Below are 24,625 nucleotides of genomic sequence, written 5' to 3' on the forward strand. Positions count from 1 at the left end.
CATTCACCACCATCCATTTCAAACAAAGATGAACTCATACCGCACTCATACCTGCAGCGAATTGCGCGCTGCGGACATTGGCAAGCCGACCACCCTCATCGGCTGGGTAGACTCCGTCCGCGACCACGGCGGCGTCATATTTATCGACTTGCGCGACCGCACCGGCATCACCCAGGCAGTCTTCCACCCGGAAGTCAGCCAGGATGTGGCCAGGGCGTCCCAGCAGCTCCGTTCCGAGGACATGATCCAAATCTCCGGCACGGTGGAAGCCCGCTTGAAAACGGACACGGTGGACACCACCAATGCGGACCTCCCCACCGGAGAAATCGAAGTCTCCGCCAATGCCCTCAACGTCATCAACAAGGCGGATGTGCTCCCCTTCCAGCTGGACCGGGCCCTCTCCAACGAAGACCTGCGCCTCAAATACCGTTTTCTGGACCTGCGCCGTCCCTCCATGGCCCGCAACATGCAGATCCGCCACCGCGTAACCAAAACCACGCGGGACTATCTGGATGAACACGGCTTCCTGGAAATTGAAACCCCCATCCTCTCCAAATCCACGCCGGAAGGCGCGCGCGACTTCCTGGTCCCCTCCCGTCTGGCCCCCGGCAAATTCTATGCCCTGCCCCAGGCGCCCCAGCAGTACAAACAGCTTCTCATGGTGGCGGGCATGGAACGCTACTTCCAGATTGCCCGCTGTTTCCGTGACGAAGACCTGCGCGCGGACCGCCAGCCGGAATTCACGCAGGTGGACATTGAAGCCTCCTTCATCACGCCGGAAGACATCTACAACCTGGTGGAAGGACTGCTCAAGCGCGTATACAAGGAAGCCCTGGACGTAGACATCCCCACCCCCTTCCCGCGCATGACCTGGAAGGAAGCCATGGACCAGTACGGCTCCGACAAGCCGGAACGCCGCTTCGGCATGAAACTCACGGACGTCTCCTCCATCTTTGAAAACAGCGGCTTCAAGGTATTCGCCTCCGCCGTGCAAAATGGCGGCGTGGTCAAGGCCATCAACGCCAAGGGCTTCGGAACCGCCTCCGTCGGTCAGATAGACACCCTCACGAAAACCGCCGTGGAAGCCGGAGCCAAGGGTCTAGCCTACATCAAAGTGCGTGAAGACGACTGGAGAAGCCCCATCTCCAAATTCCTTTCTGAAGAAGAAAAGCAGAAACTCACGGAAACCCTGGACATTGAAACCGGAGACCTCGTTCTCTTTGCCGCCGGTCCGTGGGAACCCTCCTGCGACATCCTGGGCCGCGTGCGCCTGCAATGCGCCGAATTCATGGAACTCCTCAAGGACAACAAGGAGCGCGACTTCCTGTGGGTCATTGAATTCCCCCTGCTCGGCTGGGATGAGGAAGAACAGCGCTGGGCGGCCATCCATCATCCGTTCACCCGTCCCGTCAAGGAAGACGAAGAAAAACTGCTCAAGGGAGAACTCTCCGCCGACCTCCGCGCCCAAGCTTACGACGTGGTACTCAACGGCACGGAACTCGGCGGCGGCTCTATCCGAATCCATGAACGCGACCTGCAATCCGCCATGTTCAAGGCCCTCGGCATCACGGAAGAACAGGCTCGCGAACAATTCGGGCACATCCTGGACGCCTTCAGCTTCGGAGCACCCCCACACGGCGGCCTGGCTCTGGGCCTGGACCGTCTGGTCATGATGATCTGTGATGCGGAATCCATTCGTGAAGTCATCGCCTTCCCGAAAAACAACCGCGGCGCGGACCTCATGAGCGACTCCCCCGCTCCGGCGGAAGAGCGCCAACTGCGCGACATTCACATTCAGGTGAAACTCCCCGCTAAAAAATAACATACCTTATCCCCCTCTTCAGGCCCCGGACGGAAACCTCTATTTCCTCCGGGGCCTTTCCATAAACCAGAACAAAAAATAAAACAGTCAAACCTGCCATCCATTTCCAGCGCCCTACCCCTATCACCCCTATCACCCCTATCACCCCTATCACCCCTATCACCCCTATCACCCCTATCACCCCTATCACCCCTATCACCCCTATCACCCCTATCACCCCTATTCCACGCTAAACGCGGCCGCTCTCATCCTACAACCGCACCCAATGCGGGCGGAACACATCCTGGTCATCCTTAATCTTTCCAGCAAACCACCTCTTTTGAATAAAAACCTTCTTTTGATCGCCCAAATAGGCGCCCCACCAGGAAAAAGAAGAACAGGAAAGAACTAATTCCTGACAGGTGGAAAGTTCCCGGAGCGCTTCGAAAGCGCCGTGATTATCGAGGGATAAATGGAACCGTGCAGCCTCCGGGACGGAAGTCACCAGCCGCAGGGCCTGAGCCGGGGAATCGGAAAAAATTACCACCTCCTTGATACCGGGGGAAAGCCGGCTAAGAGCTTCATGGAGAAACGGGACATCGGGAACATGATACAAATCGGTATGCTGCAGGTAATCCCCCATGCGGACATGTATTCCGGCACGTCCTGGTCGTACCGGAGCCGTCAACCTGCGGAACAGGAAACGCGCCTCCTCGTCAAACCCGGTAAAATACCGTTCGCTTTGAAAATATCCGCTCAGTGCCCCTCCCCGTACTGTTTTCGGTATATTTCGATATGAAAAACACGGTTCCTCGTACACCCAGGGAGCACCGTATCCGCCATCCGTTACACAGGCGGCTTCTTCGCCCAGCCATCTCCTTAACGCAAGGGTATCCGAATTGAAACGCCAGGGAACCCGGCATTCCAGACCATGCCTGAGGGCATGCCCATAAGCTGCGGCTATCTGGAAAAGCTGATTCCCCGTCCGGCAGCCGTGAAAAAAGCAAGCGGCAATAAAATCACTCTTCATAGCCCTCTTCCTGCAAAAGAAACCACCATCCGCTTCCTCATGCCAGTCGGCGGCGGAGATCTGCAATCCGGCGCAGCTCTTTCATCACGGGCAGGCGGTGGCGCTTGCCCAGAGGTGCAGGGGGAGGATTCCCCGTCGTTACCATCGTAAAACGCTGGTATCCCTTCACGTCCGGATAACGTCCCCAATAATAGGCCGTCCATCCGCTATCCGGAGCCTCCGGCCCATAGGGAGGGGTAACCAGATGCCTCTCCTCCCCAGGATACAAATTAAAAGCGCTGGTGCCGATCACGATATCTTCCGGGGCATCCGGCAACAGCTCCAGACCCCGTACATACTCCCGCACCCGTTTGGCGGCATGCGCCTTCATGCCGTACAGGCACCCGTAAATACGCTGCTCCACGGAACCGCTACCCCAGAAAATCAAATCCTTCCGGCCCGCAAAACACCGCAGCTCGTCTCCGGACATTATCACGGTATCCGCATCAATCTTCACCAAAGAATCCTCTTCATGGCACGCACTCCGGATCATTTCGTCAAGCATTCCCTCAATGCATTCCTTCCCTCTCAGATTACCGCCGCGCTCCCAGGTGGACACACGCCATTCAGCGCCAAGTTCCTCCGCCTGGAGTCGGACTCCATCCGGGCATGGATGCCTCCCGTCGTCAACCACCACCAGCCCCGCTTCCGGCAGTGCATGACGGACGCACAGCAAATTCTCCCTGACAAGATCCGCATCTCCCGCATACACGAACAAATGAACGTAAATCTTCAATTCCTCATTCATAATAAAAATCCTTTTACTTTCTCCTTCTGCATAGGACCTCCGGCATCATGTGCGGTCCGCCGGAAAAAGGCCACCCCTTTCCCCGGGCCTTGCCTCCTCCTTGCCGAAAACCAATGACCCCTTCCTCTCAGGAAATACCTCACCTCCCTTCCCTCCCCATGCCCCTTTCCTCAACTTCAATACCCCCAGCTTGATTCTGGACGCCATATTCTCCAAGGCATTTGAACGGGATGGAACCAGCCAGGCACTTAAAACGCTTCGATGAAGCAAACTCTCATCTGCTGCCATCACCTCCCCTGGAGTCAACCCGGAAAACAACCGGATCCACAAGGCCATCAACCCGCGGCTGATGAGAGAATCACTATCGGCATGAATCTGGACGACGCCGTCCTTCAACTCCAGATGAAGCCAGACCCGGTACTGACATCCCTGCAGCAACTGGACATCAGTCTTCCATTCCTCAGCCAACGGAACCAGAACATTCCCCTGCCGGATTAGAAAACCATACAAGGCTCCCTCCCCCGGCAGGTTCTCCAGTTCCTGAAGCAGAACACGCCCTCTTTGCTCAAAAGAACCTTTAAAATCCGCGGTCATTTCCGTTATGGCTGAACTGCGTACCAGGAAACCAAATACCTATCTCCAATGCTACTCTGTTCTACATCCCTTAGTTAACTTCATCAGAGGCCCCTCCTTTTCCGTAACATCCGGATCCGAAGCAATCTGAATACTCAAAATCCGGCATGGATGCTGCCGCTGTTCCGTCGCGCAATGCTGCAATCCATGGGTTAGAACCTTCAAATCGCCTTCCTGGTCATCCGTCTTCCAGCCGGAAATGCGCAGCCGATGACATCGAATCTCTCCATGACCGTTAACCTGATACCAAATCATCATGGTCCCGCCCTCATCCAAGCGGCCCTTCCTCCCTCCTATCCTCAGAATCTCATGATCCTGGGAAAGCTCTACTCCCGACCAGAAAATCCTCTTGCCATCTTTGCCGGACTGTCTCTTTACGGCAATCTTTCCTCCGGGAAACCATCCCATATGGAAAAGTAGACACCGTATCAGATAAGCGCGTCTTAACGCACACTCTTCGTGGTGAGTTCCCAGGCCGAGAGACTTTCTGGCTCCACAATATTTGTTTCCCCGGTCAATGGTCAGTCTAACCTTGTAACTTCCTGATGTATTCTTTCTTAATTCGATTGATCTAGAGATGGACATTCAAATATTCATACAATATCCAAAAACTATATATATAAAATCAAGTGGGCCTAGCAAAAAATGTTAGAAACAACACACAACGCAAATAAAACGAACGTATATTAAAAAATTTCAAATTCCAAAAAATCAAAAAAATGATGACATGGGAAAACAAGACCTCGTCTTCCCAATCAAAAAGCTATCATTCCCGGCAAAAAATCAGGTTTCAGACTCAACATTTCCGGAACGTAAAACCGTTCCTTTCATCTACTCGGAACCTCTCTGCCCACCAGAATTCCTGCTTCATTGAAACTTCTATCCTGAAAGGAGCGAAGGCATTACGTCCAGAATCCTGTAAAACTCCCTTGCAAACACCTTGCATCCAAACGGAATCTCACAGCCTAAGCCTTTGCTCAAATATTCATGGCTTCCTGCAACAATAGTTCCTAAATATATGAAAATTCACAATATTAGAGGAGAAGGAGGGAGCCACTTCAAATTGTCATTGTCCTTTTATGAGTATCAGAAAATCCATCCCCTCTTCTCACAAGCAAGTGGAATCCCAAATGCTTCCTTCATAGGAAAATCGACTTAAAATGAAAAACTTCTGGCTGATTAAACCGTCACGAAAAAACAACCAATCGCAAAACAGCCTCATAATGGGATGAAAAAGCTATCATTAAAATCAACTCTAAAAAAAGCTTTCCGGTTCCCTCATCATCGGTTCAAACTATAACTAGCTAATCGTAGCCATTCCATAACTAAAACATCTCTTCCAGGATGCTTCATCTCACTTGCAAAAAGAGTCCCTTGCAGGAGGGATATTTATCCGACCACGAATTGATGATCATTAATATTTCGAGTATGTTTCGTCAAGGAGGGTTCTTCCTATTCCCCTTTTATTTCTTTTCGTAAAAATCACGACTCTCATAAAAAAGCCGGGAGCTCTCAAAAAGTCCCGGCTTTAATATCTAATTCTTATCTTTGGGAATAGCTATTTTAATAAATACGATTTTTAAGAATTTCATGTATTTCTCTAGTAATACAGAACATACAACATTCTGCTGTGCACTTTATCACACCATTATTACTATATCTAATATAAATACTCAAAGAATTGCATAGCATATCTATATAAAAAGGCAGGGAATTTTCATCATAATCACGATATCCCAATGTAAAACAAAAACTCTTGCCATTCCTGGTGAGTTCATAAAATTCCATCTCCCTGTACACACCCTCTAATAACTTCATATTCTCTAAAAATACGTCACTTCCTACATCGGGAATTTTAGGATTATTGTTCTCCCGGATCCTCAACGTTTCAAATAGCCGGATCAGGGTTTCATATAACTTGGGAGATAAATCACATTCCACCCTTCTTTGAAATGGAGTACACTCACGCTCTTTCAGAAATAACAAATATTTTGCTACAAGCGTAGAAAACTGTTCAGGGCTTTTGAGAATGGAAGCATCCACCCCACGTTTCCACCAATCAACAGACAACTTATCGTTACAGGAAACTCCGCCGGATGTTCGAGAAATGGAATGTTCAATCATATCTTCCAACTGGCCTTCCAAAATAGAACCTACAGACCAATTGGTGTGCTTTCGGTCAAAGTAACTGAAATACTCGCCCGGATATTCCACAATAATCAGATATGCCTTATCCTTTCTGACTCCAATATAGGTTGTATTCTCACTCTTCGGGTTGCAATGCACAATGCCAATACTGTCCCGTGCATTAAATTGACCCACATCACCAGAAACAGAATATTCGGAACCCTCCAGATAGAGGGGGTGAGATTCCGTTTTAGGAAGCATATCTACCAACAAGAATTTGAATATAGCCTGACTCCTGGCTATTGCTAATACGATCTCCTTGTTTTGCTCTACTACATTCTCCTCCTTCTTTCCTGATACGTTTTCTTCTCCATGAGAGAGAAAAGTACCGAAAAGAAAAAGGCCGCAGAAGAGTATATATACTACACTGGATTTCATTCGCTTTTTCTTTTTTCTCCGTTTACAAATATTTCTCTTGTCTTCCTTGTTTTATGATCAAAAACACTTCTTGTTATTATCCCCTTACTATTTCTTGAAATAACAGCATAGTCAATACCAGGAGGAATTTTATAATCTGGATGCATTTTTATTTTAAGATGTGGAGGAGGAAACCCTAATATAGCCACCTGCTTGTCTGCATCACTTACTCTAGGATTACCATTCACATGGCAATGAACTCCCGCTACCATTTTATCTTCTTTCTTACAAGGTGGTGCTGTCTGCATTGCCATATTGTCATGGTTTCCTGGTGAGGATACTTTGGCTAGATAAAATTTTCCTGATTTGGAATCACAACAAACTCTTAATCCAAACTCACGCGTAGTGGGAGCAGACATGCGCGGCTCACCAGTATTATTTCTATTTTTATAATCCTGGTATTCCTTTAATTGCTGATTATAAAATGAATCAGAAGCCTGCTGCACAACTTCCATTCCAGCAAGAATGGCATCTTCAAGATCATCATACAATTGCGAAGCAAGTCCAAGAACATCTATACATGAATTAATTTTATTGTTAACAAATCCATATAGAAATTCACCACCTTCTTCACCAATCAGGTCCCTGGAAATCCATCTTCCATCCTGCGGATTGTAATGGCGGTAATTGTAGTAGATCAGCCCCAGGTCATCATCTCGGTATTCGCTGGAATAACGGAACGGCATTGATGAGGCCCAGGCACCTTCCTCTGTCAAGGTTTCTCCGTAGGGCGTGTACTCAAACCTCGCCTGCCGGGTTCCCGACGCGTCGTACAGGGCGCTCACACTCTTGAGCAGGTCGTGCGCCGCATAGCGCGTCCCCGCTACACTCTTGTCCGCGTTGTGCGTACACATGGCCAGCACGCGCGTCGCCACCGGTTCTGACGGATCCCAGAACCACGTGCCCAGCAAGGGCGGATTAGTCGTGTTTTGCGTACAGTCCATGCTCGCTATCATCAGATATCCCATATAGGCAAACCTTGTGCGCTTGGTCAAGGTATTTCCATTGTATTCCACTTTTTCCACACGGCGCCCAAGGTAGTCGTACACGCATTCCACTCTTTTGCTTCCCTGCGTAAAGACAACCGGCCGATTATCCGCGTTATACTGGACAGACCAGGTTCCCGTGGAAGTGTTCACGCCGGTCTGGTTGCCATCGGCGTCATACTCAGGCGTGAAGGGCGTTCCGGAACGTGTCATGGAAGTATATTGGTTCAGGTTATTGCTCTGGTAGGAGCTGGAAATCCCCTGTTCCGCCGCAGTCCGACGATTGCCGATGTTGTCATAGGCATAACTGAAGGAGCCGCCCGCATTCATCGTGTCTCCTATTAATTCGCCACGACCGTTATAGGCGTACGAATGACGGCGTGCAATGACCGTGGAACCCACATAATCCTCCCGTACAGAGGGACGCCTCATATTGTTCCAGGTATAGGCATGCTTGAGTGCAGGTGTGGCAGGGGCACCTTTCACATAGGCCATGGAGATCGGTAGTGGAAGATTGGCATGATACGCCGTGTTCCTGACCAAGCCGTTCGGATAGGTCAAACTATTGAGCCAGCCCGTGACCTCATCATACTCATAAGTAAAGGATGAACCATTGAACGACACGGCAGAAAGACGGTCTGCAGAATCGTACCCCATTAGGACCTGTTGCACCATTGTACCATGGAGAGAAAGTGTATACCCGGATAAACGCCCCAAGGAATCACGCTGATAGGCAAGCACGCTTTCCGTTAAACCGGAAGTTACCTCCGACGCCACTTCTTCAAATCCGGCATATTCCACACTCCGGGAACCGGAAGCATCCTGAATAGTAGAAATACGCTCCCTTCTATCATAGGTGATAAATACGGAAGGCGTTCCATCGCTATGCGTAACGGAACTCAACTTTCCTGTTATGTTATCGTACTCATATGTAGACACTACCCCTCGGGACTGCCTCCGGGTCACCACTCGTCCCCACTCATCATAAGTATAGGAAGTAAAGGATCCATCGGCATACGTTTTATTCAACAATATGTCCGAGATTGAATCATAATTCCAACGCGTTACATCCGCAGTGGAAGAAGGAATCGTATCAAGTGTGGCACTGGGGGAACGGTATGTATGCAAGGCTATAATATGGTCTCTGTCATCATATTCCCATTTCATGGGATAAACAGCCGTACCGTACCGGCAAGTCAACCGGCCCCGCAGATCATAAGAGGACCATGTTTGTTTTCCATCCGGCGCTGTAACACACTCCGGCAATCCCGTTGCGAAATCATACACAGTCGTGGTTATTTTCCCATCTTCGTCCTTCCTATGTATTTCCCTCCCTCCAATATCACTGGCAATGACTGCATCTTTTCCGCGCGCATCCCGAACCGTTAGCGTATCTCCCACAGTACTGTAAATACGGCTGTATTTGGTCACGGCTCCATTCATATCCGTTGAACGTATAAGATCGTTGTTTAAAATCACCTCTTCTTCCTCACTCTCACAACCATCTTTTCCGCGTAAAACACGGATGTTGCCGTTTTCGTTATAAACTTTTTCCCAAGACCAGCGACCATATTTATCCCTATAAAGTGTCAGTGAATCAAGGGAAGACAAAACAGCCTCCTTCCGAGAAACGAGTTCGTAGGTACACTCCGTCCAATCTACCATCCCCGGTCTTTCAAGTATCTCACAGTGTTCCTTAAAAACCAATTGCGCAGTTTCCTGAGGAATTCCGGAAGGAACCATAGGCAACTTCCTGAAGCACGTACTAAAATAGCGACCCACATACAGAGAAGGGTCATCCACAAAAAAACCTTTTTTTCTGCCTCTCAGATTTCCCAATTGATCATATTGACACCTGAACTCGATCCCATCCTGCATAGTCCCGCTTTCTATCAATCCCCTTGCATTGCGAACAAGAAGAAGCCTTGTACTGGTGTAAGGGTCGGTTGAGGAAACTGTTTTTTCATCCATAATAAGACGCCCCATTCCATCATATATAATACTTCCTATTTGCCTCCGATGGGAAGAATCCAAATAAATATACTTTCTAATTGCTGAGGTAAGGCTTCCTTCATACTCATAATAACGCGCCTCACGTCCCGTACCGGATTCTTCAGCTACCAGGCCTGACGGTAAAAGCCTGGTAACCAGCGTAGCCCCCGTAGGCAAGGTTTCCGTTGTCGTCAAGCCATCCGGAGAATAAGAATACAAGGTTATCCTTCCCAATTCATCCGTACGTGATACAATACGTCCTAATAGATCATAAGTCGTAAAGACAGCGGTTGCTTTATCTCCCGTAGAATTTTTTACGGACAGAGTATTGCCTGCCCCATCATAGGTCATTTCCGTAATGGAGTCCGGACAGGTGGATGTCATTTCCATCCCGTTCCAATTTTCCACCGGGACAGCGGAATCCCGTTCTATACATACCAAACGTTTGGCTCCGTCATAAATATAACGAGTCTGCAAGCCTCGTACATCCGTTTCCCACCGAGGACCGGTACAACTCCATTCCGCCGAGGAATGCAGACCATTGGCGTAATCCGTCCGAATTACCCGGTGGGAATGATCATAAGTCATCTGTTGAAAATCAACAGACACGAAATCGGAAGATACGTGGATCAGATGATCCGTAGCAATTTCATCCCCGTTTTCCGCATAGTAATGAACAGTTCTTGTGGAGTTGCCGGACACTATTACATGTTCGGCGCCCAATGTTTCCGTACATTTCCATGATGAGCCATATTCAGAACACAGGGCATATTCATAACGCCGCTCAGAACCATCCATGTTTACTTGCCTTTTAAGTCTTCCTTTTGCATAAATGCAGGATGGATGATCTACATACCATTCTGTTTTGGTTGGATTAGGATCAGCAAATGGCCCTGCACAAGTTTGCACGGCTATCTTAGAATAAATACCCGTGGAATTTGTATAAGTATACGAGATATCATGTATTTTCTCTACCTTCGTTCCGTTTACCAAACTCACGGTTTTGAACGTCAGCCTTCTATCACTGAATAATTCATCTGCATATGAATAGGAAGTTCTCATCTGGATACCTCCACACTACGGTTCCGTTCGCTGAATCACATTTCCGCTGGAATCATACTCCATCTCCACCACGGAGCCGTCCGGGCGCGTTTCCCTGACACGTTTGCCATAATTGGAGGAAGAAGCGTCACTGCCGTATTCATACGTCCACGTCCTTTCCAGCGGTGTTCCGTACCCTTCCGTCCGGGAGACAAGCACATCCCCATACATACGGCGCTGGTACACCTCTTTTTCCGCGGAGCACAGCACGGCATTATCCGTTCCGGCCACGCCGGTGTAAACGTACTTGAATTTTTCCTGCGTGTCCGTGTAATAGCCGCCGGCCACCATGGCCTGCCCGTTGGGTTCCTTGGCCACCACATATTCACTTCCCGGGGCCGGGCGGCACTGGGTCACAATGCTGATGGCATCATCCCCTTCCCCCTTGATCAGCGTAAGGTCGTCCGGATAAAGCCCGGCACGCCACTCGCTGGCGAAGCCGCCCGGTTCTTCAATGCGGAACGTCTGCAGCATCCTCTGGGCCACTTCCGGATGGTCTTCATCAACACCGCGGGCCACCAGAGTATCCTCTTCCAGGAAAGACCAGGAAAGCTTCCATGTCTTGATGGGAACGGCGTTATTGCGGACGGTGTAGATACCGTCGTTGCGGCGCCCCGTCACATCCTCCGGAGCATACCAGTTGATGCGCTGGACGTCTCTCAGGTCCAGCAGGCCGTCCGTTTTATTCCAGACCTGTTTTAGGCTGTACCAGGAAAGAGAGTTGAAGGATTCAACTTCGGAAGAAGGCCTTGAGTCATTTTCCGACCAGACAACCTGTAATTCCTCAGCCAGTTCCGCAGCGGTAATTTTCACGCCCAGCGGTGTGATGATATGTTGTAACAAAGGGAAATTGGGACGGAACCGGATGATGGTCCCGTCTCCCAGCACTTCCTCCAGATAGGCCGTGCCATCCACCGTGACGCGCCGCATCCTGTCGTTAAACTGCCCGGAACTCCCGTACGGCACGGCTGCACCCCCGGAGAGACTTGCCGAGGCAAAGTCGTAATAACGGGGAAAACCTCGTTCCGTCTTTACCACTGCCTGGGAAACATCGTCCGGCTCCGGACTGCCGCCGGAGACATTTGGAGCCTCCACCACTTCCAACCGCCGCTGGGAAACATGCTGGTACTGGAACGCCCTGCCCCAGCACAAGCTGGCATCCATCATATTCAAGTTCAGCATCAGACGTCCTCCGCTCAATTCGGACCATTTGGCAAACCGTCCGAATTCAATGGAAAAATCCACGCTATTGTTATCCGTACTGGCCGTTCCCGAATCGCCTTCTCCTCAAGGGCACGGATATTCCGTTTCCGGCCCCACGGGGCTGACGGGGTACCAGGTGTTGGGCCACGGCATGGGGGAAAAATCATCATCAGAGGCCATGGCCGCAGGATAATGTTGAAGGTCTCCGGACTGTTCCGGAACTGGCAGGTAATTATCGTTTTTGTTCATCTTGCTTTTCGTTGAATGTTTGCATCCGCCGGGAAAAGTGGAAAAACGCCGCCGGGCCTTTCCCTGAACCCATTCCCGGAGAATACGGTTATTGTTATTCAGCGGCGGCCTCGGAATTATCGGAAGTGCGGGGAACACCAAGCGTGCGGCGCAGGCACCTCATGACGGAAATCCGTGCAGAGCGCGCCACCTTGTCCTGGTAGCGCCGGCTCATGGAAACCACATCCATGTCCGCCAGGGATTCCGCAGACGGGAAAGTCATCCAGTTGTAATGTCCCCACAGGGGCCCTCCGGAGCCGCGCGTCCATGCCTTGGCGAGCAGCGGCGCTCCATCCGGGAACAAGGCGGTAAACGCCCCCAGCACCACCGCGCCTTCCGGACACTTCATCGTGGAGGAAGACTGTTCCAAATGCTGGAGGATGGCTTGCAAAACCGTGGGTTTCAAAGCATACAGTTCATTGCTCAGCAAACCGGAGCGCAGGCAGGTACCGCAGAGTCCGGAGCCGGAGCGTCCAAAATTCCTCAGGAAATCGGCGCACAGGACCAGATTGTCCGGTTTGGTGCGCACCAGCACATCCTCCGGATGCCGTATGGACTGGGCCATCAGGGAAAGGATGGAGACCGCATGGTCTGAAGACGTGTGCGTTTCTTTCAAAAGCTTCCATCCCACGGACAGGGGCCGCAGTACTTCCTTCACGGTCTGGGGGCACGGAGCCCGCTCGTCGTCCAGAACGACAATGCCCGCTTCCGGAGTGCTCCAGCGGATGCATTGGACCGCCTCCACCAGCAGAGGGGCATTATTCGCTTTACAGGGAATGAAAAACGTCATTCCCGGCTGTTCCGCAGGCATACCCTGCGCAGATTCTGATATGGACTGATTCATATGGATGATGGTTCAATTGAAATGATGCCTCGCATCGGCTCCATTTCTCCCATCATCTGTTGAAAACGCACCTTGTTCCTCAGGGCCTAGCCCGTTGATTCCAAAACTATTGAAACAATCATCAAGTGGCATGAGCCCTCCGTGGCAGGCTCTTCCCCCCACAAAACCGGAACACGGCGCGGCATGACTACTCCATCCGCATCCCAACCGAGCAGGAATCTTCTCATATCTCCCTCTCAACGCCCTTCACGTTTTCAATCATCAACCCTGCTTAAGTATTCCCTCCAACTACTCCATCCCCCGTCGGACAGAATGAACATTTCAGGAATTGCCTGCTCCATCACTTCAATTCATTCGCCAGCCCTTCGGCGAGCCCTTTCTCCATGGTTCATAAAAAACACTCGCGCTCAGGGGACACAGCCGCAGAACAAACCCCGCCTGCTCCCCGGAACATATACGACTGCCATGCGCCGTAATACCGGGAATCCGGAACGGACGCACTCAAAAACGGGAAAAGGGGCCGCCTTCTCTCTTCCCGGAAAATCACTTATCCTGCTCGTTGGAATGTTCCGGACCGGGGCCTTCCAGCTCGGCGGTAGCTCCCCGTTCCGGAGGCGGAGCCACCTCCAGAAATGTTTCAGTCACGGTTTCCGACGAATCGTCCGGTTTGATCACGACGGAGACGACACGATCCACCGCTTCACAAGAATCCGGGCACATCTCCTTTTTGGCCTCATTCACGGCACGAAGGGCAGTACGCTGGAATTCGTGCGTATGCACATCCGCCTGCTTCATGACCGGGGCCAGAATCATTCCCTGGTAAATAACCGCACCGATGATGACTACCAGGGCAATACATCCGCAAGTCAACGCCCCTTTGGCCATGCAGTAGGTTCTATTGTCATTCCGCCTCACCGCGACGACTCCCAGAACCACGGACAAAATGGCACAAAGCAGCCCGGGAATAACTGCCACCCAACCCAGACACGGAAGAAAGGCGAGAAGGGCGAGTACCAATCCGATAATACCTAACACCAGCGCCGCAATCGGCGAAACAGGCTCGCGAACAGGACGAATTCCGTCCGAATCATTTGACTTGTCCATAATTCATTTTTTCATTGGCATTTCCCATTCGGGAAACGTTCTTGAAAGTAAAGAATTCGGACAAAAACTGTCAAGGTGCCTTTCCGTTACGCATAAAACGCCATGGTTGCTTCCAGGGACATCAGGTCCCCCGCACGCCTCCGCCGGATGATACCGCAACACCGGGAAACAAAAACAATTATTGAAATTTAAGAAATGTTGGAAATCAGATTTTCCTGCCTTATGAACTCCCTCTCTTCATGACGGGAATTAAATGAAAGAACATGACGTCACAGCCCGGCAAACAAGGAAAATCCCTGAAATGGCACCCATTCACCGTTCCCGCAGGCCGGAATCCATATCCTTTCCTCTGCGCCTCTTCATCAACACCCACAACACGTAAATCACGGCGGCTCCGCCGTTGAGCAGGCCGATGGAGAACCAGAACGGGGCTCCCTTGTTCCATTCCCACGCCTCGCGTACATGGCCGTTCGCCATTTCTGCATAACCGCGGGTCATGCCGCACAGGGGACATTCCTGATGGGGGACGGCAACGGCAGCGGCTATGGAATTCATCCCTCCCGGACTAATCAGCAAAGCCATGACGGAAGGGATCAGCAGCATAAGGGACAATCCCGCCCACACGGGGAGCCATACTTTCCTGATCATGCCGAACAAATCATGGCGGGAATGCCTGACATCCCCGCCATGTAACATATAAATGATCCGGGGAAAAACCTCCTTCCCGGCCTTTAAAGAGTATCGTACGTTTCTTCCCTTTCGGCGGCAGGCGCAGCGGGAGCGGCGGGGGCGTGAACCTGCCGCATCCGGCGGGATTCCCCTCTCTTCGGCATTTCCTTGGCCCCGTCATCCACACACTTCTGAATTTCCATCCTGTGTTCTTCCGCGAAGGCGGAAGCGGAGCTGAACATCCATACCTGGGCTCCGCAGGCCGCCAACGTCAGCACGATGGCAATAATGGAAACGACAAGCGCGCCCTTGGGAGACCCCTTGCTCACGGCCACAATGCTCATGATCAACGCGATAATGGCAAGAAGACCGGCGGGGATCAGGGCTACCCAGCCCAGGCACGGGAAAAAGCCTATCAATGCAAGAACCAGGGCAATAATGCCGAGGACCAGGGCGGCCGTGCAGGAAGGGGAACCACTGCAGCAGGACGGATTTTGGGGGAAAGCGGGATCGTTCATCATCGTATTATTCCTATATGGGGTTGTTGAAATTCCTTCTTGGAATCGTTGTGTCCGTCCTACTGGAATATCCATCTCCTGTCAAGATGCAAGCTCTGGCATCCCGGCGCTCCTGACTTGAAAAAAAACCCGCAAAACATCCATGCGAACGTATCGCCTTCCCGACCGGATGTCCCCATGACACCGCTCAAAGCAGCAGATAGCCCACCACAACGGCGCCAACGCCCAGTGCGGCGGTGAACAGCATCAATCTGCGCCTGCCGGGGCTTTTCCACATCAGGGCAATGCCCGTCACATAAGCCGCCAGCAGGGAAAAGGCGGCGCCCCATCCCAGGAAAGCAAACCACCATCCGGCCTTCCCCTTATGCACCAGCAGCAACTTGGGATACATGCCCGGAGACACCACCTTCGCGCGGAGCGCGTCCCCCTTCCTGATAAACAGCACATGGTCATTCGTCAACGGACCCAGCACGTAATTCCCCTTGAACGGGCGCACTTTCCCCTCCGGCAGCGTGGCTCCCCGCCGTTCCAGTTCCCGAAGGGAAGCCTCGTACGGAGGACGGTCGGTGCCGTCCAGTTCATGCACCGTCACGGTGGAGGTAAAATTCTCATCCGTACCGGCCAGATAAAGCAGGCCGGTGACGGCATACACCACCACCATGGGAAGAAAAAACAGGCTCAGCACCAAATGCAGGGAACGGCTGGAAAAAACGTTCATAAGGGATAATGAAAACTTTAATACGCGCTCCGCGGCAAATCCGCCAGTCTTTTCCCCAGCGCTTCTATCTGCTCGGGCTGGTGGGCCGCCGTCACCGTGATGCGCAGCCGGGCCGTTCCGCGCGGCACGGTGGGATAGCGTATGGCGGGGGCCAGAAAACCCTGTTCCAGCAGTCTCTGCGCTGCGGAAAGGGCCGCCTCGTTCTCACCGATCACGACCGGAAAAATGGAAGAAACGGGCCTTCCCGGCGTCCCCAACGCTGCGGAAAGGGCTTCCGCCAAAGCGGAAACATGCCGGCGCAACGCCTTCCCCTCCTCTCCGCTGATAATCCGTACCGCAGCCAGCGCGGCGGCGGCCAGCGCGGGAGGCGGAGCCGTGGAATAAATCAGGGAGCGGGCGGAATTGATCATCACGTCAGCCCACGCCCGGGAACAGGCCACATATCCCCCGCTCAGTCCGGCCGCCTTGCTCAGCGTACCCATCTGGAAATCCACTCCGGAGGAAACCCCCAGCTCTTCCGCCAGCCCGGCGCCATGTTCGCCCAGTACGCCGAATCCGTGGGCCTCGTCCACCAGCAGCAGGGCACCGAACTCATCCTTCAGGCGCACAAGCTCCCGGAGGGGGGCCCTGTCTCCGTCCATGCTGAACACGGACTCCGTCACCACCAGAATCCCCCCGGCAGGGTTGACGCGCCGGGCATGCTCCAGCTTCCTCCGCAGGGAATCCATGTCGTTATGAAGGAACGTGGCCAGCCGCGCCCCGGAAAGCCGCGCTCCGTCAATCAGGCTGGCGTGGGACAGCTTGTCCATCACCACCGTATCATTCCCGTCCGCAATGGAGGCGATCACCCCCACGGACGTGGCATAACCGGAGGAAAAACTCACGGCGGCCTCCGTTCCCTTCAGCTCCGCCAGGGCCTCCTCCAGTCCGGAATGGACCCGGCGCGTCCCCGTTACCAGGCGGGAGGCCATCGCGCCAGCCCCCCCGTCGCGCGCGCCTCTGGCAAAAGCTTCCACCAACGCCGGATGATGCGCCAGCCCCAGATAATCGTTGCTGGCCAGATTCACCACTTCACGGCCGTCTTCCATGCGGGCCATCCCGCCGGGCAGACACTCCACATTCCGCAGGGAACGCAGCAGCCCGGCGGACTTCAACTCGGATAAAAACTGTTCAGGAATTTTCATACTCGGGCATATCGGATACAGCAATCAGGCATTCACGGACAAACTCAGCACCACGTTATGGCCGCCCATGGACGCGGCGGACTTGACCAGCAGGCGCTCTCCTTCCAGAGCCGTTTCCGCCGCCGGGACGGCCCCTCCGCACGGGGAGCTCACCCAGCCGGGATTGGGCGGCAGGCTCCCTTCACGCACAAAAGCCAGCATCAGCGCCAACTCCAGAATGCCGCTGCCGCCGATCGCATGGCCCGTCCACGGCTTCATCATCCTCAGGTCCGGCAGGCTGTCCCGGCCAAAAACAAGCTCCAGGGCATTCCGTTCGGACAGGGCATTCCCCGCCGTACCGCTGGCATGGGGACACACGGTCAGGGGCACCCTTCCATCCCATCCCTTCAGAACCCTTTCAAGCAGCTCCGCAAGGCGCTTCCCGTCGGGCGGCATGCCCAGCGGACTGAACGCGTCGGAATTCACCACATAATCCCTCAAATGAATGCCCGGCTCCGCGGACATCTCCAGAGCCACGGCCGCCCCTCCCTCGGAAATGCACATCCCGTCCGCACCGGAACCGTAGGGATCATTCACGCCATTCCGGGACAGCATGCCGGAAGCCCAGTACGTCCCCAGCAGCTCCCGGCACAGGGGAAGGTCCAGCCCCACAGCCAGGGCCCGCTTCACGACGCCCTGCCGCATCAGCATGCCCGCCATCCCCACGGCATCCAGCCCGGCGGCGCAGCCGCTTGCCAGCACATGGTAGGGACCGTGAATGCCCAGCTCAATGCTCACGCAGGAGGCCAATTCGCTGTGCAGGGAATTGGGCACGGCCAGAATCTTCATGGGGCGCCTGCCGGGCCACGGACTCAGCCAGCCGGAGGCATTCCCGCGGGAACTGCCTACAACCAGCGCGGCGTCCTCCAGCTCGTGCGGCCCCCATCCGGCTTCCTCCACGGCCTGGCGGGCCAGAAGAAGAGCCAACTGGGACGCCGGGCCGTTCCGGCGGCTGCACAACATGCCCCGCTCCGGAATCCAGCCGCTACGGACATCACCCCAGGGATGCCCCGCACCCCACAACTCCTTCAACGGCTTCAACACCTGGAGTCCCTGCCGGACGCCGCTGATATGAGCCTCCGCGCCCAGCCCGAATGCGGAAGCCAGGCCAAGCCCGCAAACCCGCGGTTCCGCACAGCTGTTCCCCTCCGAAATCATGACCCGGAAAAAGTACCCCGCCGCCACCCCGGAAACAAGCCCCGAATACGTCGGGAATAAAAGGCAATCCCATAAATATCTGCAGTAAGGCGAAAAGCCGAACTTATGGACACTACGGAAACTTTACGGCGGCATCTACCTGCTCTTGCGGAACACCTCCCTTCCGGCATAATCATTTGGGCTGAAAAGCCTTACTTCTCCCTCTTCGTTACTTCTCTTGACTCCCCTCCACAGGACAGGGGAAGAATAATCAGCCGCAAAAAACGGAAAACACAGAGAGGAAGGCATTCTTCCCCCAATGCGGGAAACATTTCACGGAAAGCATCAGCTTCCGCCGCTTTCCCATTCACAGCGGATGAAAAACAGACCAGCCCCGCCTTCTTGAAAAACCGGAAAAACGTGGCAAACTCTTCTCCATGCCCTTGCAAACACTCTTCCGCAGCACCCTTCTTCTTCTCGCCTGCTGCCTGCCGGCATGGACGGCCTCCCCTTCCCCGGCGGCCTTCCAGCCTTCCGAATGGGCTGCCCTCCAATCGTCGCGCGCGGACCGTCGCCACACCTCCTCCCGCGGCATTGTCCAAACCATGCTGGAACAAGTGCGTCCGGCATGCGCCTTTCAGCCCGGCATGCCCCCTGAAAACTTCCCTTCATGGCGGGAACAGGTGCGCCAGGCCATGAAAAAGCTGATGAAATTCCCGGCCCTGCAGGAAATACATCCCCCCAGGCTCGTCAAAACCGTTCCACGGCAGGGATACAGGGTGGAAAAATGGGAAAGCTATCCTTTCCCGAACGCCGCCGTACCGTTTCTGGTACTCGTACCGGACTCCGCCACACCGCAGCGCCCCGCCCCCGTCCTCTTCTGCATTCCCGGGTCGGACCAGACCAAGGAGGAACTGGCGGCGGAGACATCCGCGGAACTGGAAAACGCCTCCCTTCCCCGGCCGGGTCCCAACGCCATGGCCTGGCACTATGTCCGGGAAGGCTGGGTGGCCGTCGTGGTGGACAACGCGGGCGCCGGAGAACAGGGGGACGCGGAACGTGCGGCCGGACGCGCCTCCCACGACTACGACAACCTGGCGCGCCTCCTGCTGGAAATGGACTGGAGCTGGCTGGGCTACACATCCTACACGGACCAATGCATTCTGAACTGGGTGAAAAAACTCCCCTTCATACAAAAAAACCATATCATCCTCAGCGGCTTCTCCCTGGGCACGGAACCCATGATGGTTCTGGGAGTCCTCAACCCGGACATCTACGCCTTCGTGTACAACGACTTTCTGTGCCGTACGCTGGAACGGGCGCAAACCATGACCAAACCGTCCGCCAACGGCTCCCGCCCTGCGCCCAACTCCATCCGCCACCTGATACCCGGCTTCTGGCAGCAATTCGACTTCCCGGACATCGTCGCCTCCCTGGCTCCGCGCCCCGTCATCTGTACGGAAGGGGGGCTGGACCGGGACTTCGGCCTCATCGCGCAGGCCTACCGCATGGCGGGCAGGGAAGACGCCTTCCGCTTCCTGCACCAGCCGCGCTTTGCGGACCCCGCCAAACGCTGGCAGGGGGAACGCCTCCCCTCCGGACTGGACAGGACCGAATTCTTCCGCCTGGCCAACGTCGATCCGCGCAACCACTTCTTCAAAAAAGACGCCGTCATCCCGTGGATCAAAAGCCTCCTGGACGCTGAACAAACCGCTGAACGCCCCGCAGATTCACAACAACCGGCGGCAGCCGCGGAATCCCCGGCCACCCCCTAAAGAATCCGGCTGTCCAGATCAAAAACCTGCCCGGAGGCGGCCGTCAGCACCTCCTGCAGAAACAGGAGAAACGCCGCCGTCTGCTCCGGCGTATTGAACCTGCCCAAAACGTGCCGGGACAAAGCCGCCTCCTTCACGCTCTCGCGCAATCCCTCCGTCATATCCGTAAGCAGGAACCCCGGCAAAACCAGATTCACACGGATTCCCTTCTTCCCCCACTCCCGGGCCAGACTCTTGACAAGGCCTTCCAGAGCTGACTTGGAAGCGGCATACGCCGCCTGGGACGGCGCGGGCCTGTACGCGGCATAGGAACCGATCATCACGACCTGCCCCTCTCTGCCCTCCCGCAGCATGCCGGCCGCAGCGCAGCGGGCGCACCAGGCGGCCCCCCTGGCATTCACGCCCATCACGGCGTCCCATTCATCCTCCGTCTGTTTCAAAAAAGGGCGGTCCTTCGTCACTCCGGCGGCGCACACCGCCAGATCATACGCAGGCCGCCCCGCAAACCACTCTTCCACGGCGGAACAGTCCCCCACGTCCAGCTCCGCACGGGAAGGGGCGTCCACTGCCCATCCGGCGGCGGAAAAACGCGCCGCCACGGCGCGGGCCAGTCCCCCTTTTCCGCCGCTGATAAACACCCTTCCCATGCCGTGCGGTCTTCCGTATTAAAAACTCTCCCGTTTCGGCTCCACCCAGCGTCCGTACTCCTTGATGAGGTCCACCAGCCTCTCCACCGCCTCTTCCTCGGGAATATTGAACTTGACGGGGGTATGCTTCACATACAGGTTGATCTTGTTCGGAGCCCCCCCCACATACCCGAAGTCGGCGTCCGCCATCTCTCCCGGCCCGTTCACGATGCACCCCATCACGGCAATCCTCACCCCCTTCAAATGTTCCGTGGCCTTGCGGATGCGGTCCGTCGCCTCCTGAATATTGTACAGGGTGCGCCCGCAGGACGGGCAGGAAACGTAATCCGCGCGCGTCAACCGCATCCCGGTGGCCTGCAGGATATTAAAGGCCAGGAAGGAAGCCAGCCGCGGATCGGACTCTCCCTGCACCAGCAGAGCGTCCCCAATCCCGTCGCACAGCAGGGAGCCCACATTCCGGGCGGCCACCAGCGGCACGTCTTCTCCGGAAACGGAACCGGGCGCCAGCGTATCCTTCAGCAAAATCAAATGCCTGTCCTCAATGCGGGAAGCCAGAAGACGGAACGCGTGCACCGGCTCCATGTCCAGCCCGTTCTTTACAGTCACAATGGACGGCTCCGCCAACTCTTTCAGCGGCTCCAGGTCGGCATTGCTGCGGGGGTCCACTTCAATGGCGTCCAACTGGCCCAGAGCCAGCTCCGGCATCATGTCGCCCATGGCGCCGCGCTCATCCTGCAGGGCGTAAAAACCGGCATCGGGAACCACCACGCGCACGGGCTGTTCCCAGCCCAGGCGAATGCCGTAGCACATGGCCAGGCCGCCCTGCCGCTTGGAAAACTTCAGGGGATCATAACACAACTCCGGCTCCGGAAACGCGGAGAGGGGATCGTCCGGCCTTTCGGACGGCTGGAACGGATTGGAAAGCCGGTAGGCCACGGGCACCTCGCGCACGGCGTCTTCCGTCAGGGACACGCGCAGGGTATCGCCAATACCGTCCATCAGCAGGGACCCGATGCCCACCGCACTCTTGATGCGGCCGTCTTCCCCGCCTCCCGCCTCGGTCACCCCCAGATGGATGGGATAATTCCAGTCCGGACCCAGCGCGTTCATGCGCTCCACCAGCAGGCGGTACGCGGCGATCATCACCTTCACACTGGACGCCTTCATGGAAAACACCAGGGAATGGTAATCCAGGTCGCGGGCAATCTGCGCAAACTCAATGGCGCTCTCCACCATTCCCTCCGGCGTATCGCCAAAACGGTTCAAAATGCGGTCGGACAGGGAACCGTGGTTGGAACCGATGCGCATGGCGCGGCCATGTTCCTTGCAGAACAGCACCAGGGGCGTAAACTCCTCCCGCACACGGTCCAGTTCCTCTTGGTACTCGGCATCCGTGTACTCGCGCACCTCGAACTTCTTCTTGTCGATGAAATTGCCGGGATTAATGCGGATCTTCTCCACCCATTTGGCGGCCTCCATCGCGGCGTCCGGCTTGAAATGAATATCCGCCACCAGCGGCACATGGCAGCCTGCAGCGCGCAATTCGCGGGAAATATTCTCCAGATTGGCCGCATACGCCTTCGTCTGGGCGGTCAGCCGGATAATCTCGCAGCCGGCGGCGGCCAGCTCCAGGGCCTCCTTCACGCAGGCATCCGTATCCCGCGTGTCGGACGTCAGCATGGACTGGACGCGGATGGGATTGGCGCCGCCAACCCCCACATTGCCCACCATGACCTCGCGGGTCACGCGGCGCGTGTATCGATAGGGACTCGGACAATAGGAAGACTGCATAACGCCACTCTACCCGGCCACGCTCCGCTGTCAACCATCCTTCAAAAGCGCAAAGCCTTTTCACGCCACGCGGCAGGGCAGGACACCGCGACGTCCTGCGCCTGTCCCGCCCGGCGCGGCACGCCCCGTTTCCTGAAAAAACTACCGTTCAACCCTCCTCCTGGCCATTTCACAGGCATAAGACCTCCCCAACTCCTGCGCATGTCTCCGGGCCCAGGAGGAAAGCCGGGAAAAACCGGCCGGAACGGCTCCTTCAACATACAGCCTGTCCTCCATCAATCCACGTATCTCGTCCCTTGTCAGCATCACATCGCGATGGAACGCCCCCATCACCCTGGCGGCGGCAAAGGCGCACCAGGGGGGAACGGACAAAACCGGCCTTTTGACGCCTATCGCTTCCCCCAGCATGGCAAACAGGCCGCGGAACGTATAGGCCTCCGGCCCTACCGCCTCAATAACCCTGTTTTCCCCGCCTTCCGCCATCGCCTCCCGGACGGCCAGAGCCGCCAAATCCTCCACGTGGATCGGTTGAAGACGGTACTCCCCATTCTCCGGAATGCCCACTACCGGAAAATTCCTCAGAACCCAGGCCATATTATTAATCAGGATATCTTCCCCCGGCCGTTCGCCGAACAAGACGGCCGGACGCAAGACGGAATACGGAATATCCTGACTTTCCAGCATGCGTTCCAACTCCGCCTTCCCTCGGAAATAGCTCAGGCTGCTGTCCCTGTCGGGATGGGTGATGCTGATATGCACGATCCTTTCCACTCCGGCCTTGGCGGCGGCCTCGAACAACACTCTTGTATGCTCCACAGCCTCCGCATGGGAAAACCACCGGGAATTAAACCGCACCCAGTACGTATTGATCAGGGCGCGGCATCCCCTCATGCTCTCCGCCAAGGCGACGGGATCATCCCAGCACAGGGGAGACAGCCGCCATCCATCCGGATTGGGCTTCCCCACGGAATTGGTCAGCCCGACAATCCCCACGCCCCGGTTCACAAGCTTCCGGGCCATATAACGCCCGCTGTACCCCAGGACGCCGGTCACGGCAACCCTGTCCGGACATTCACACACATTCGTTTTCATTTTATTTCTCTATTTTCCATGATTACAGAAACTTCAGAACACCATCATGCCTTTCACTCTTTCTTCAACCATATCTCCGGGCGGCTCTTCCTTTACTTCCTGGCTACCCAGTCCAGCACCTTTCCTCCCATCTTCAGCGCTTTCTTAATCAGGGAAGGCGGGCATGAAGCGGCCTTGTCCGCAAAAGAACAGCCCAACTGCAATATCTCCTGCATGGCCTCCAGCCTGCCTTCCTGAAACTCGTTCCGTGCCTTCCGGGCTTTTTCCAGACATTCGCCGACCGTTCTCAAGGCGCCCTCGGCCTCCCTCTTCTTGCGCTCCTTCATGATGGCCCTGGCCATCTCCCACACATCGGCCTGCACACGGTAATAGGACTTCCTGTCTCCCATCCTGCTTTCCCGGAACACCAGCTCCCATCCTTCCAGCTCTTTCAGCGCTGTGGAAACATTGGAACGCGCCATGGACAAAGCCTCGCACAAATCATCGGCGCTCAGGGCCTCCTCGCTCAAATACAAAAACGCATGAACCGCCGCTACGGACCGGCTGACGCCCCATCTGGCGCCCATCTCCCCCCATTGCTCCACAAAAGCTCTCTGCACGTCGTCCAAAACCATGACTCTATTTTCTGTAATTTCAGAAAATACGCAAGACAAAAAAATCCCTTCTCATTTTCCTACCTCCC

At 54.9% G+C, this 24,625-nt stretch carries 20 protein-coding genes; 2 read left to right on the forward strand and 18 right to left on the reverse strand.

Features of this window, described 5'->3' with window-relative positions:
* Positions 1-28 precede the first annotated feature (28 nt).
* On the forward strand, positions 29-1,822 hold the full coding sequence (gene aspS, locus OQH67_RS01960; protein WP_215435259.1) for an aspartate--tRNA ligase: 1,794 nt from the start codon (positions 29-31) through the stop codon (positions 1,820-1,822).
* 250 nt (positions 1,823-2,072) lie between these two features.
* Here aspS and OQH67_RS01965 read toward each other — a convergent pair whose 3' ends face one another.
* The 14 genes from OQH67_RS01965 to OQH67_RS02030 all read right to left on the reverse strand — a co-directional run bounded on the left by OQH67_RS01965 (position 2,073) and on the right by OQH67_RS02030 (position 18,659).
* Positions 2,073-2,831 (reverse strand): alpha-1,2-fucosyltransferase, encoded by a 759-nt coding sequence (locus OQH67_RS01965; RefSeq protein ID WP_215436367.1) that lies wholly within the window; start codon positions 2,829-2,831, stop codon positions 2,073-2,075.
* A gap of 37 nt (positions 2,832-2,868) precedes the next feature.
* Positions 2,869-3,618, reverse strand: coding sequence for a hypothetical protein (locus OQH67_RS01970; protein ID WP_215436370.1), 750 nt, complete (start codon positions 3,616-3,618; stop codon positions 2,869-2,871).
* A gap of 45 nt (positions 3,619-3,663) precedes the next feature.
* A complete protein-coding gene (locus tag OQH67_RS01975) occupies positions 3,664-4,212 on the reverse strand; it encodes a SufE family protein (protein ID WP_215436374.1) in 549 nt (182 codons plus the stop codon).
* A 1,602-nt stretch (positions 4,213-5,814) separates the two neighbouring features.
* Positions 5,815-6,816, reverse strand: coding sequence for a hypothetical protein (locus tag OQH67_RS01980; RefSeq protein WP_215436376.1), 1,002 nt, complete (start codon positions 6,814-6,816; stop codon positions 5,815-5,817).
* The gene (locus OQH67_RS01985; RefSeq protein ID WP_215458923.1) at positions 6,813-10,895 is read right to left on the reverse strand and encodes an RHS repeat-associated core domain-containing protein; all 4,083 of its coding nucleotides are present in this window, start codon (positions 10,893-10,895) and stop codon (positions 6,813-6,815) included. Before OQH67_RS01985 ends, OQH67_RS01980 begins: the two co-directional genes overlap by 4 nt.
* Before the next feature lie 15 nt (positions 10,896-10,910).
* The gene (locus OQH67_RS01990; protein ID WP_215436380.1) at positions 10,911-12,179 is read right to left on the reverse strand and encodes a hypothetical protein; all 1,269 of its coding nucleotides are present in this window, start codon (positions 12,177-12,179) and stop codon (positions 10,911-10,913) included.
* A 42-nt stretch (positions 12,180-12,221) separates the two neighbouring features.
* Positions 12,222-12,386: a hypothetical protein gene (locus OQH67_RS01995; protein ID WP_215436382.1), complete on the reverse strand. Its 165-nt coding sequence runs from the start codon at positions 12,384-12,386 to the stop codon at positions 12,222-12,224.
* A 94-nt stretch (positions 12,387-12,480) separates the two neighbouring features.
* Positions 12,481-13,269 (reverse strand): hypothetical protein, encoded by a 789-nt coding sequence (locus OQH67_RS02000; RefSeq protein ID WP_215436384.1) that lies wholly within the window; start codon positions 13,267-13,269, stop codon positions 12,481-12,483.
* 543 nt (positions 13,270-13,812) lie between these two features.
* Entirely contained in the window at positions 13,813-14,373 is a 561-nt protein-coding gene (locus tag OQH67_RS02005; RefSeq protein ID WP_147549648.1) for a DUF4190 domain-containing protein, read from the reverse strand.
* Between the two features lie 312 nt (positions 14,374-14,685).
* Entirely contained in the window at positions 14,686-15,069 is a 384-nt protein-coding gene (locus OQH67_RS02010; protein WP_215711598.1) for a DUF2752 domain-containing protein, read from the reverse strand.
* Positions 15,070-15,104: 35 nt separating this feature from the next.
* A complete protein-coding gene (locus tag OQH67_RS02015) occupies positions 15,105-15,563 on the reverse strand; it encodes an SUR7/PalI family protein (protein ID WP_215436391.1) in 459 nt (152 codons plus the stop codon).
* 184 nt (positions 15,564-15,747) lie between these two features.
* Complete coding sequence (locus OQH67_RS02020) at positions 15,748-16,278, reverse strand: hypothetical protein (RefSeq protein ID WP_215436399.1); 531 nt, start codon at positions 16,276-16,278, stop codon at positions 15,748-15,750.
* Positions 16,279-16,295: 17 nt separating this feature from the next.
* Positions 16,296-17,462, reverse strand: coding sequence for an aminotransferase class I/II-fold pyridoxal phosphate-dependent enzyme (locus OQH67_RS02025; RefSeq protein ID WP_215436401.1), 1,167 nt, complete (start codon positions 17,460-17,462; stop codon positions 16,296-16,298).
* A gap of 24 nt (positions 17,463-17,486) precedes the next feature.
* Positions 17,487-18,659: a beta-ketoacyl synthase N-terminal-like domain-containing protein gene (locus OQH67_RS02030; protein WP_215436403.1), complete on the reverse strand. Its 1,173-nt coding sequence runs from the start codon at positions 18,657-18,659 to the stop codon at positions 17,487-17,489.
* Positions 18,660-19,075: 416 nt separating this feature from the next.
* Here OQH67_RS02030 and OQH67_RS02035 point away from each other — a divergent pair, with 416 nt between their 5' ends.
* A complete protein-coding gene (locus tag OQH67_RS02035) occupies positions 19,076-20,413 on the forward strand; it encodes an alpha/beta hydrolase family protein (protein ID WP_215436406.1) in 1,338 nt (445 codons plus the stop codon).
* On the opposite strand, the gene OQH67_RS02040 is transcribed toward OQH67_RS02035, so the two are convergent.
* From OQH67_RS02040 to OQH67_RS02055, 4 genes are all read right to left on the reverse strand, one after another.
* On the reverse strand, positions 20,410-21,060 hold the full coding sequence (locus OQH67_RS02040) for an SDR family NAD(P)-dependent oxidoreductase (protein ID WP_215436409.1): 651 nt from the start codon (positions 21,058-21,060) through the stop codon (positions 20,410-20,412). The two genes, OQH67_RS02035 and OQH67_RS02040, sit on opposite strands and share 4 nt — an antisense overlap.
* Positions 21,061-21,078: 18 nt before the next feature.
* Positions 21,079-22,851: a (E)-4-hydroxy-3-methylbut-2-enyl-diphosphate synthase gene (gene ispG, locus OQH67_RS02045; RefSeq protein WP_215436412.1), complete on the reverse strand. Its 1,773-nt coding sequence runs from the start codon at positions 22,849-22,851 to the stop codon at positions 21,079-21,081.
* Between the two features lie 141 nt (positions 22,852-22,992).
* A complete protein-coding gene (locus OQH67_RS02050; RefSeq protein ID WP_215436415.1) occupies positions 22,993-23,943 on the reverse strand; it encodes an SDR family oxidoreductase in 951 nt (316 codons plus the stop codon).
* Between the two features lie 92 nt (positions 23,944-24,035).
* Positions 24,036-24,557, reverse strand: a complete 522-nt coding sequence (locus OQH67_RS02055) for a GbsR/MarR family transcriptional regulator (RefSeq protein WP_215436419.1) — start codon at positions 24,555-24,557, stop codon at positions 24,036-24,038.
* Positions 24,558-24,625: the final 68 nt, after the last annotated feature.

The organism is Akkermansia biwaensis, from assembly GCF_026072915.1.
GTDB lineage: Bacteria > Verrucomicrobiota > Verrucomicrobiia > Verrucomicrobiales > Akkermansiaceae > Akkermansia > Akkermansia biwaensis.

What these genes read in the sequence shown, in the direction of transcription:
- aspS (WP_215435259.1), top strand. Translation starts at nt 29, where the DNA reads ATGAACTCATACCGCACTCATACCTGCAGCGAATTGCGCGCTGCGGAC.
- OQH67_RS01965 (WP_215436367.1), bottom strand. Translation starts at nt 2,831, where the DNA reads ATGAAGAGTGATTTTATTGCCGCTTGCTTTTTTCACGGCTGCCGGACG.
- OQH67_RS01970 (WP_215436370.1), bottom strand. Translation starts at nt 3,618, where the DNA reads ATGAATGAGGAATTGAAGATTTACGTTCATTTGTTCGTGTATGCGGGA.
- OQH67_RS01975 (WP_215436374.1), bottom strand. Translation starts at nt 4,212, where the DNA reads ATGACCGCGGATTTTAAAGGTTCTTTTGAGCAAAGAGGGCGTGTTCTG.
- OQH67_RS01980 (WP_215436376.1), bottom strand. Translation starts at nt 6,816, where the DNA reads ATGAAATCCAGTGTAGTATATATACTCTTCTGCGGCCTTTTTCTTTTC.
- OQH67_RS01985 (WP_215458923.1), bottom strand. Translation starts at nt 10,895, where the DNA reads ATGAGAACTTCCTATTCATATGCAGATGAATTATTCAGTGATAGAAGG.
- OQH67_RS01995 (WP_215436382.1), bottom strand. Translation starts at nt 12,386, where the DNA reads ATGAACAAAAACGATAATTACCTGCCAGTTCCGGAACAGTCCGGAGAC.
- OQH67_RS02000 (WP_215436384.1), bottom strand. Translation starts at nt 13,269, where the DNA reads ATGAATCAGTCCATATCAGAATCTGCGCAGGGTATGCCTGCGGAACAG.
- OQH67_RS02005 (WP_147549648.1), bottom strand. Translation starts at nt 14,373, where the DNA reads ATGGACAAGTCAAATGATTCGGACGGAATTCGTCCTGTTCGCGAGCCT.
- OQH67_RS02010 (WP_215711598.1), bottom strand. Translation starts at nt 15,069, where the DNA reads ATGTTACATGGCGGGGATGTCAGGCATTCCCGCCATGATTTGTTCGGC.
- OQH67_RS02015 (WP_215436391.1), bottom strand. Translation starts at nt 15,563, where the DNA reads ATGATGAACGATCCCGCTTTCCCCCAAAATCCGTCCTGCTGCAGTGGT.
- OQH67_RS02020 (WP_215436399.1), bottom strand. Translation starts at nt 16,278, where the DNA reads ATGAACGTTTTTTCCAGCCGTTCCCTGCATTTGGTGCTGAGCCTGTTT.
- OQH67_RS02025 (WP_215436401.1), bottom strand. Translation starts at nt 17,462, where the DNA reads ATGAAAATTCCTGAACAGTTTTTATCCGAGTTGAAGTCCGCCGGGCTG.
- OQH67_RS02030 (WP_215436403.1), bottom strand. Translation starts at nt 18,659, where the DNA reads ATGATTTCGGAGGGGAACAGCTGTGCGGAACCGCGGGTTTGCGGGCTT.
- OQH67_RS02035 (WP_215436406.1), top strand. Translation starts at nt 19,076, where the DNA reads ATGCCCTTGCAAACACTCTTCCGCAGCACCCTTCTTCTTCTCGCCTGC.
- OQH67_RS02040 (WP_215436409.1), bottom strand. Translation starts at nt 21,060, where the DNA reads ATGGGAAGGGTGTTTATCAGCGGCGGAAAAGGGGGACTGGCCCGCGCC.
- ispG (WP_215436412.1), bottom strand. Translation starts at nt 22,851, where the DNA reads ATGCAGTCTTCCTATTGTCCGAGTCCCTATCGATACACGCGCCGCGTG.
- OQH67_RS02050 (WP_215436415.1), bottom strand. Translation starts at nt 23,943, where the DNA reads ATGAAAACGAATGTGTGTGAATGTCCGGACAGGGTTGCCGTGACCGGC.
- OQH67_RS02055 (WP_215436419.1), bottom strand. Translation starts at nt 24,557, where the DNA reads ATGGTTTTGGACGACGTGCAGAGAGCTTTTGTGGAGCAATGGGGGGAG.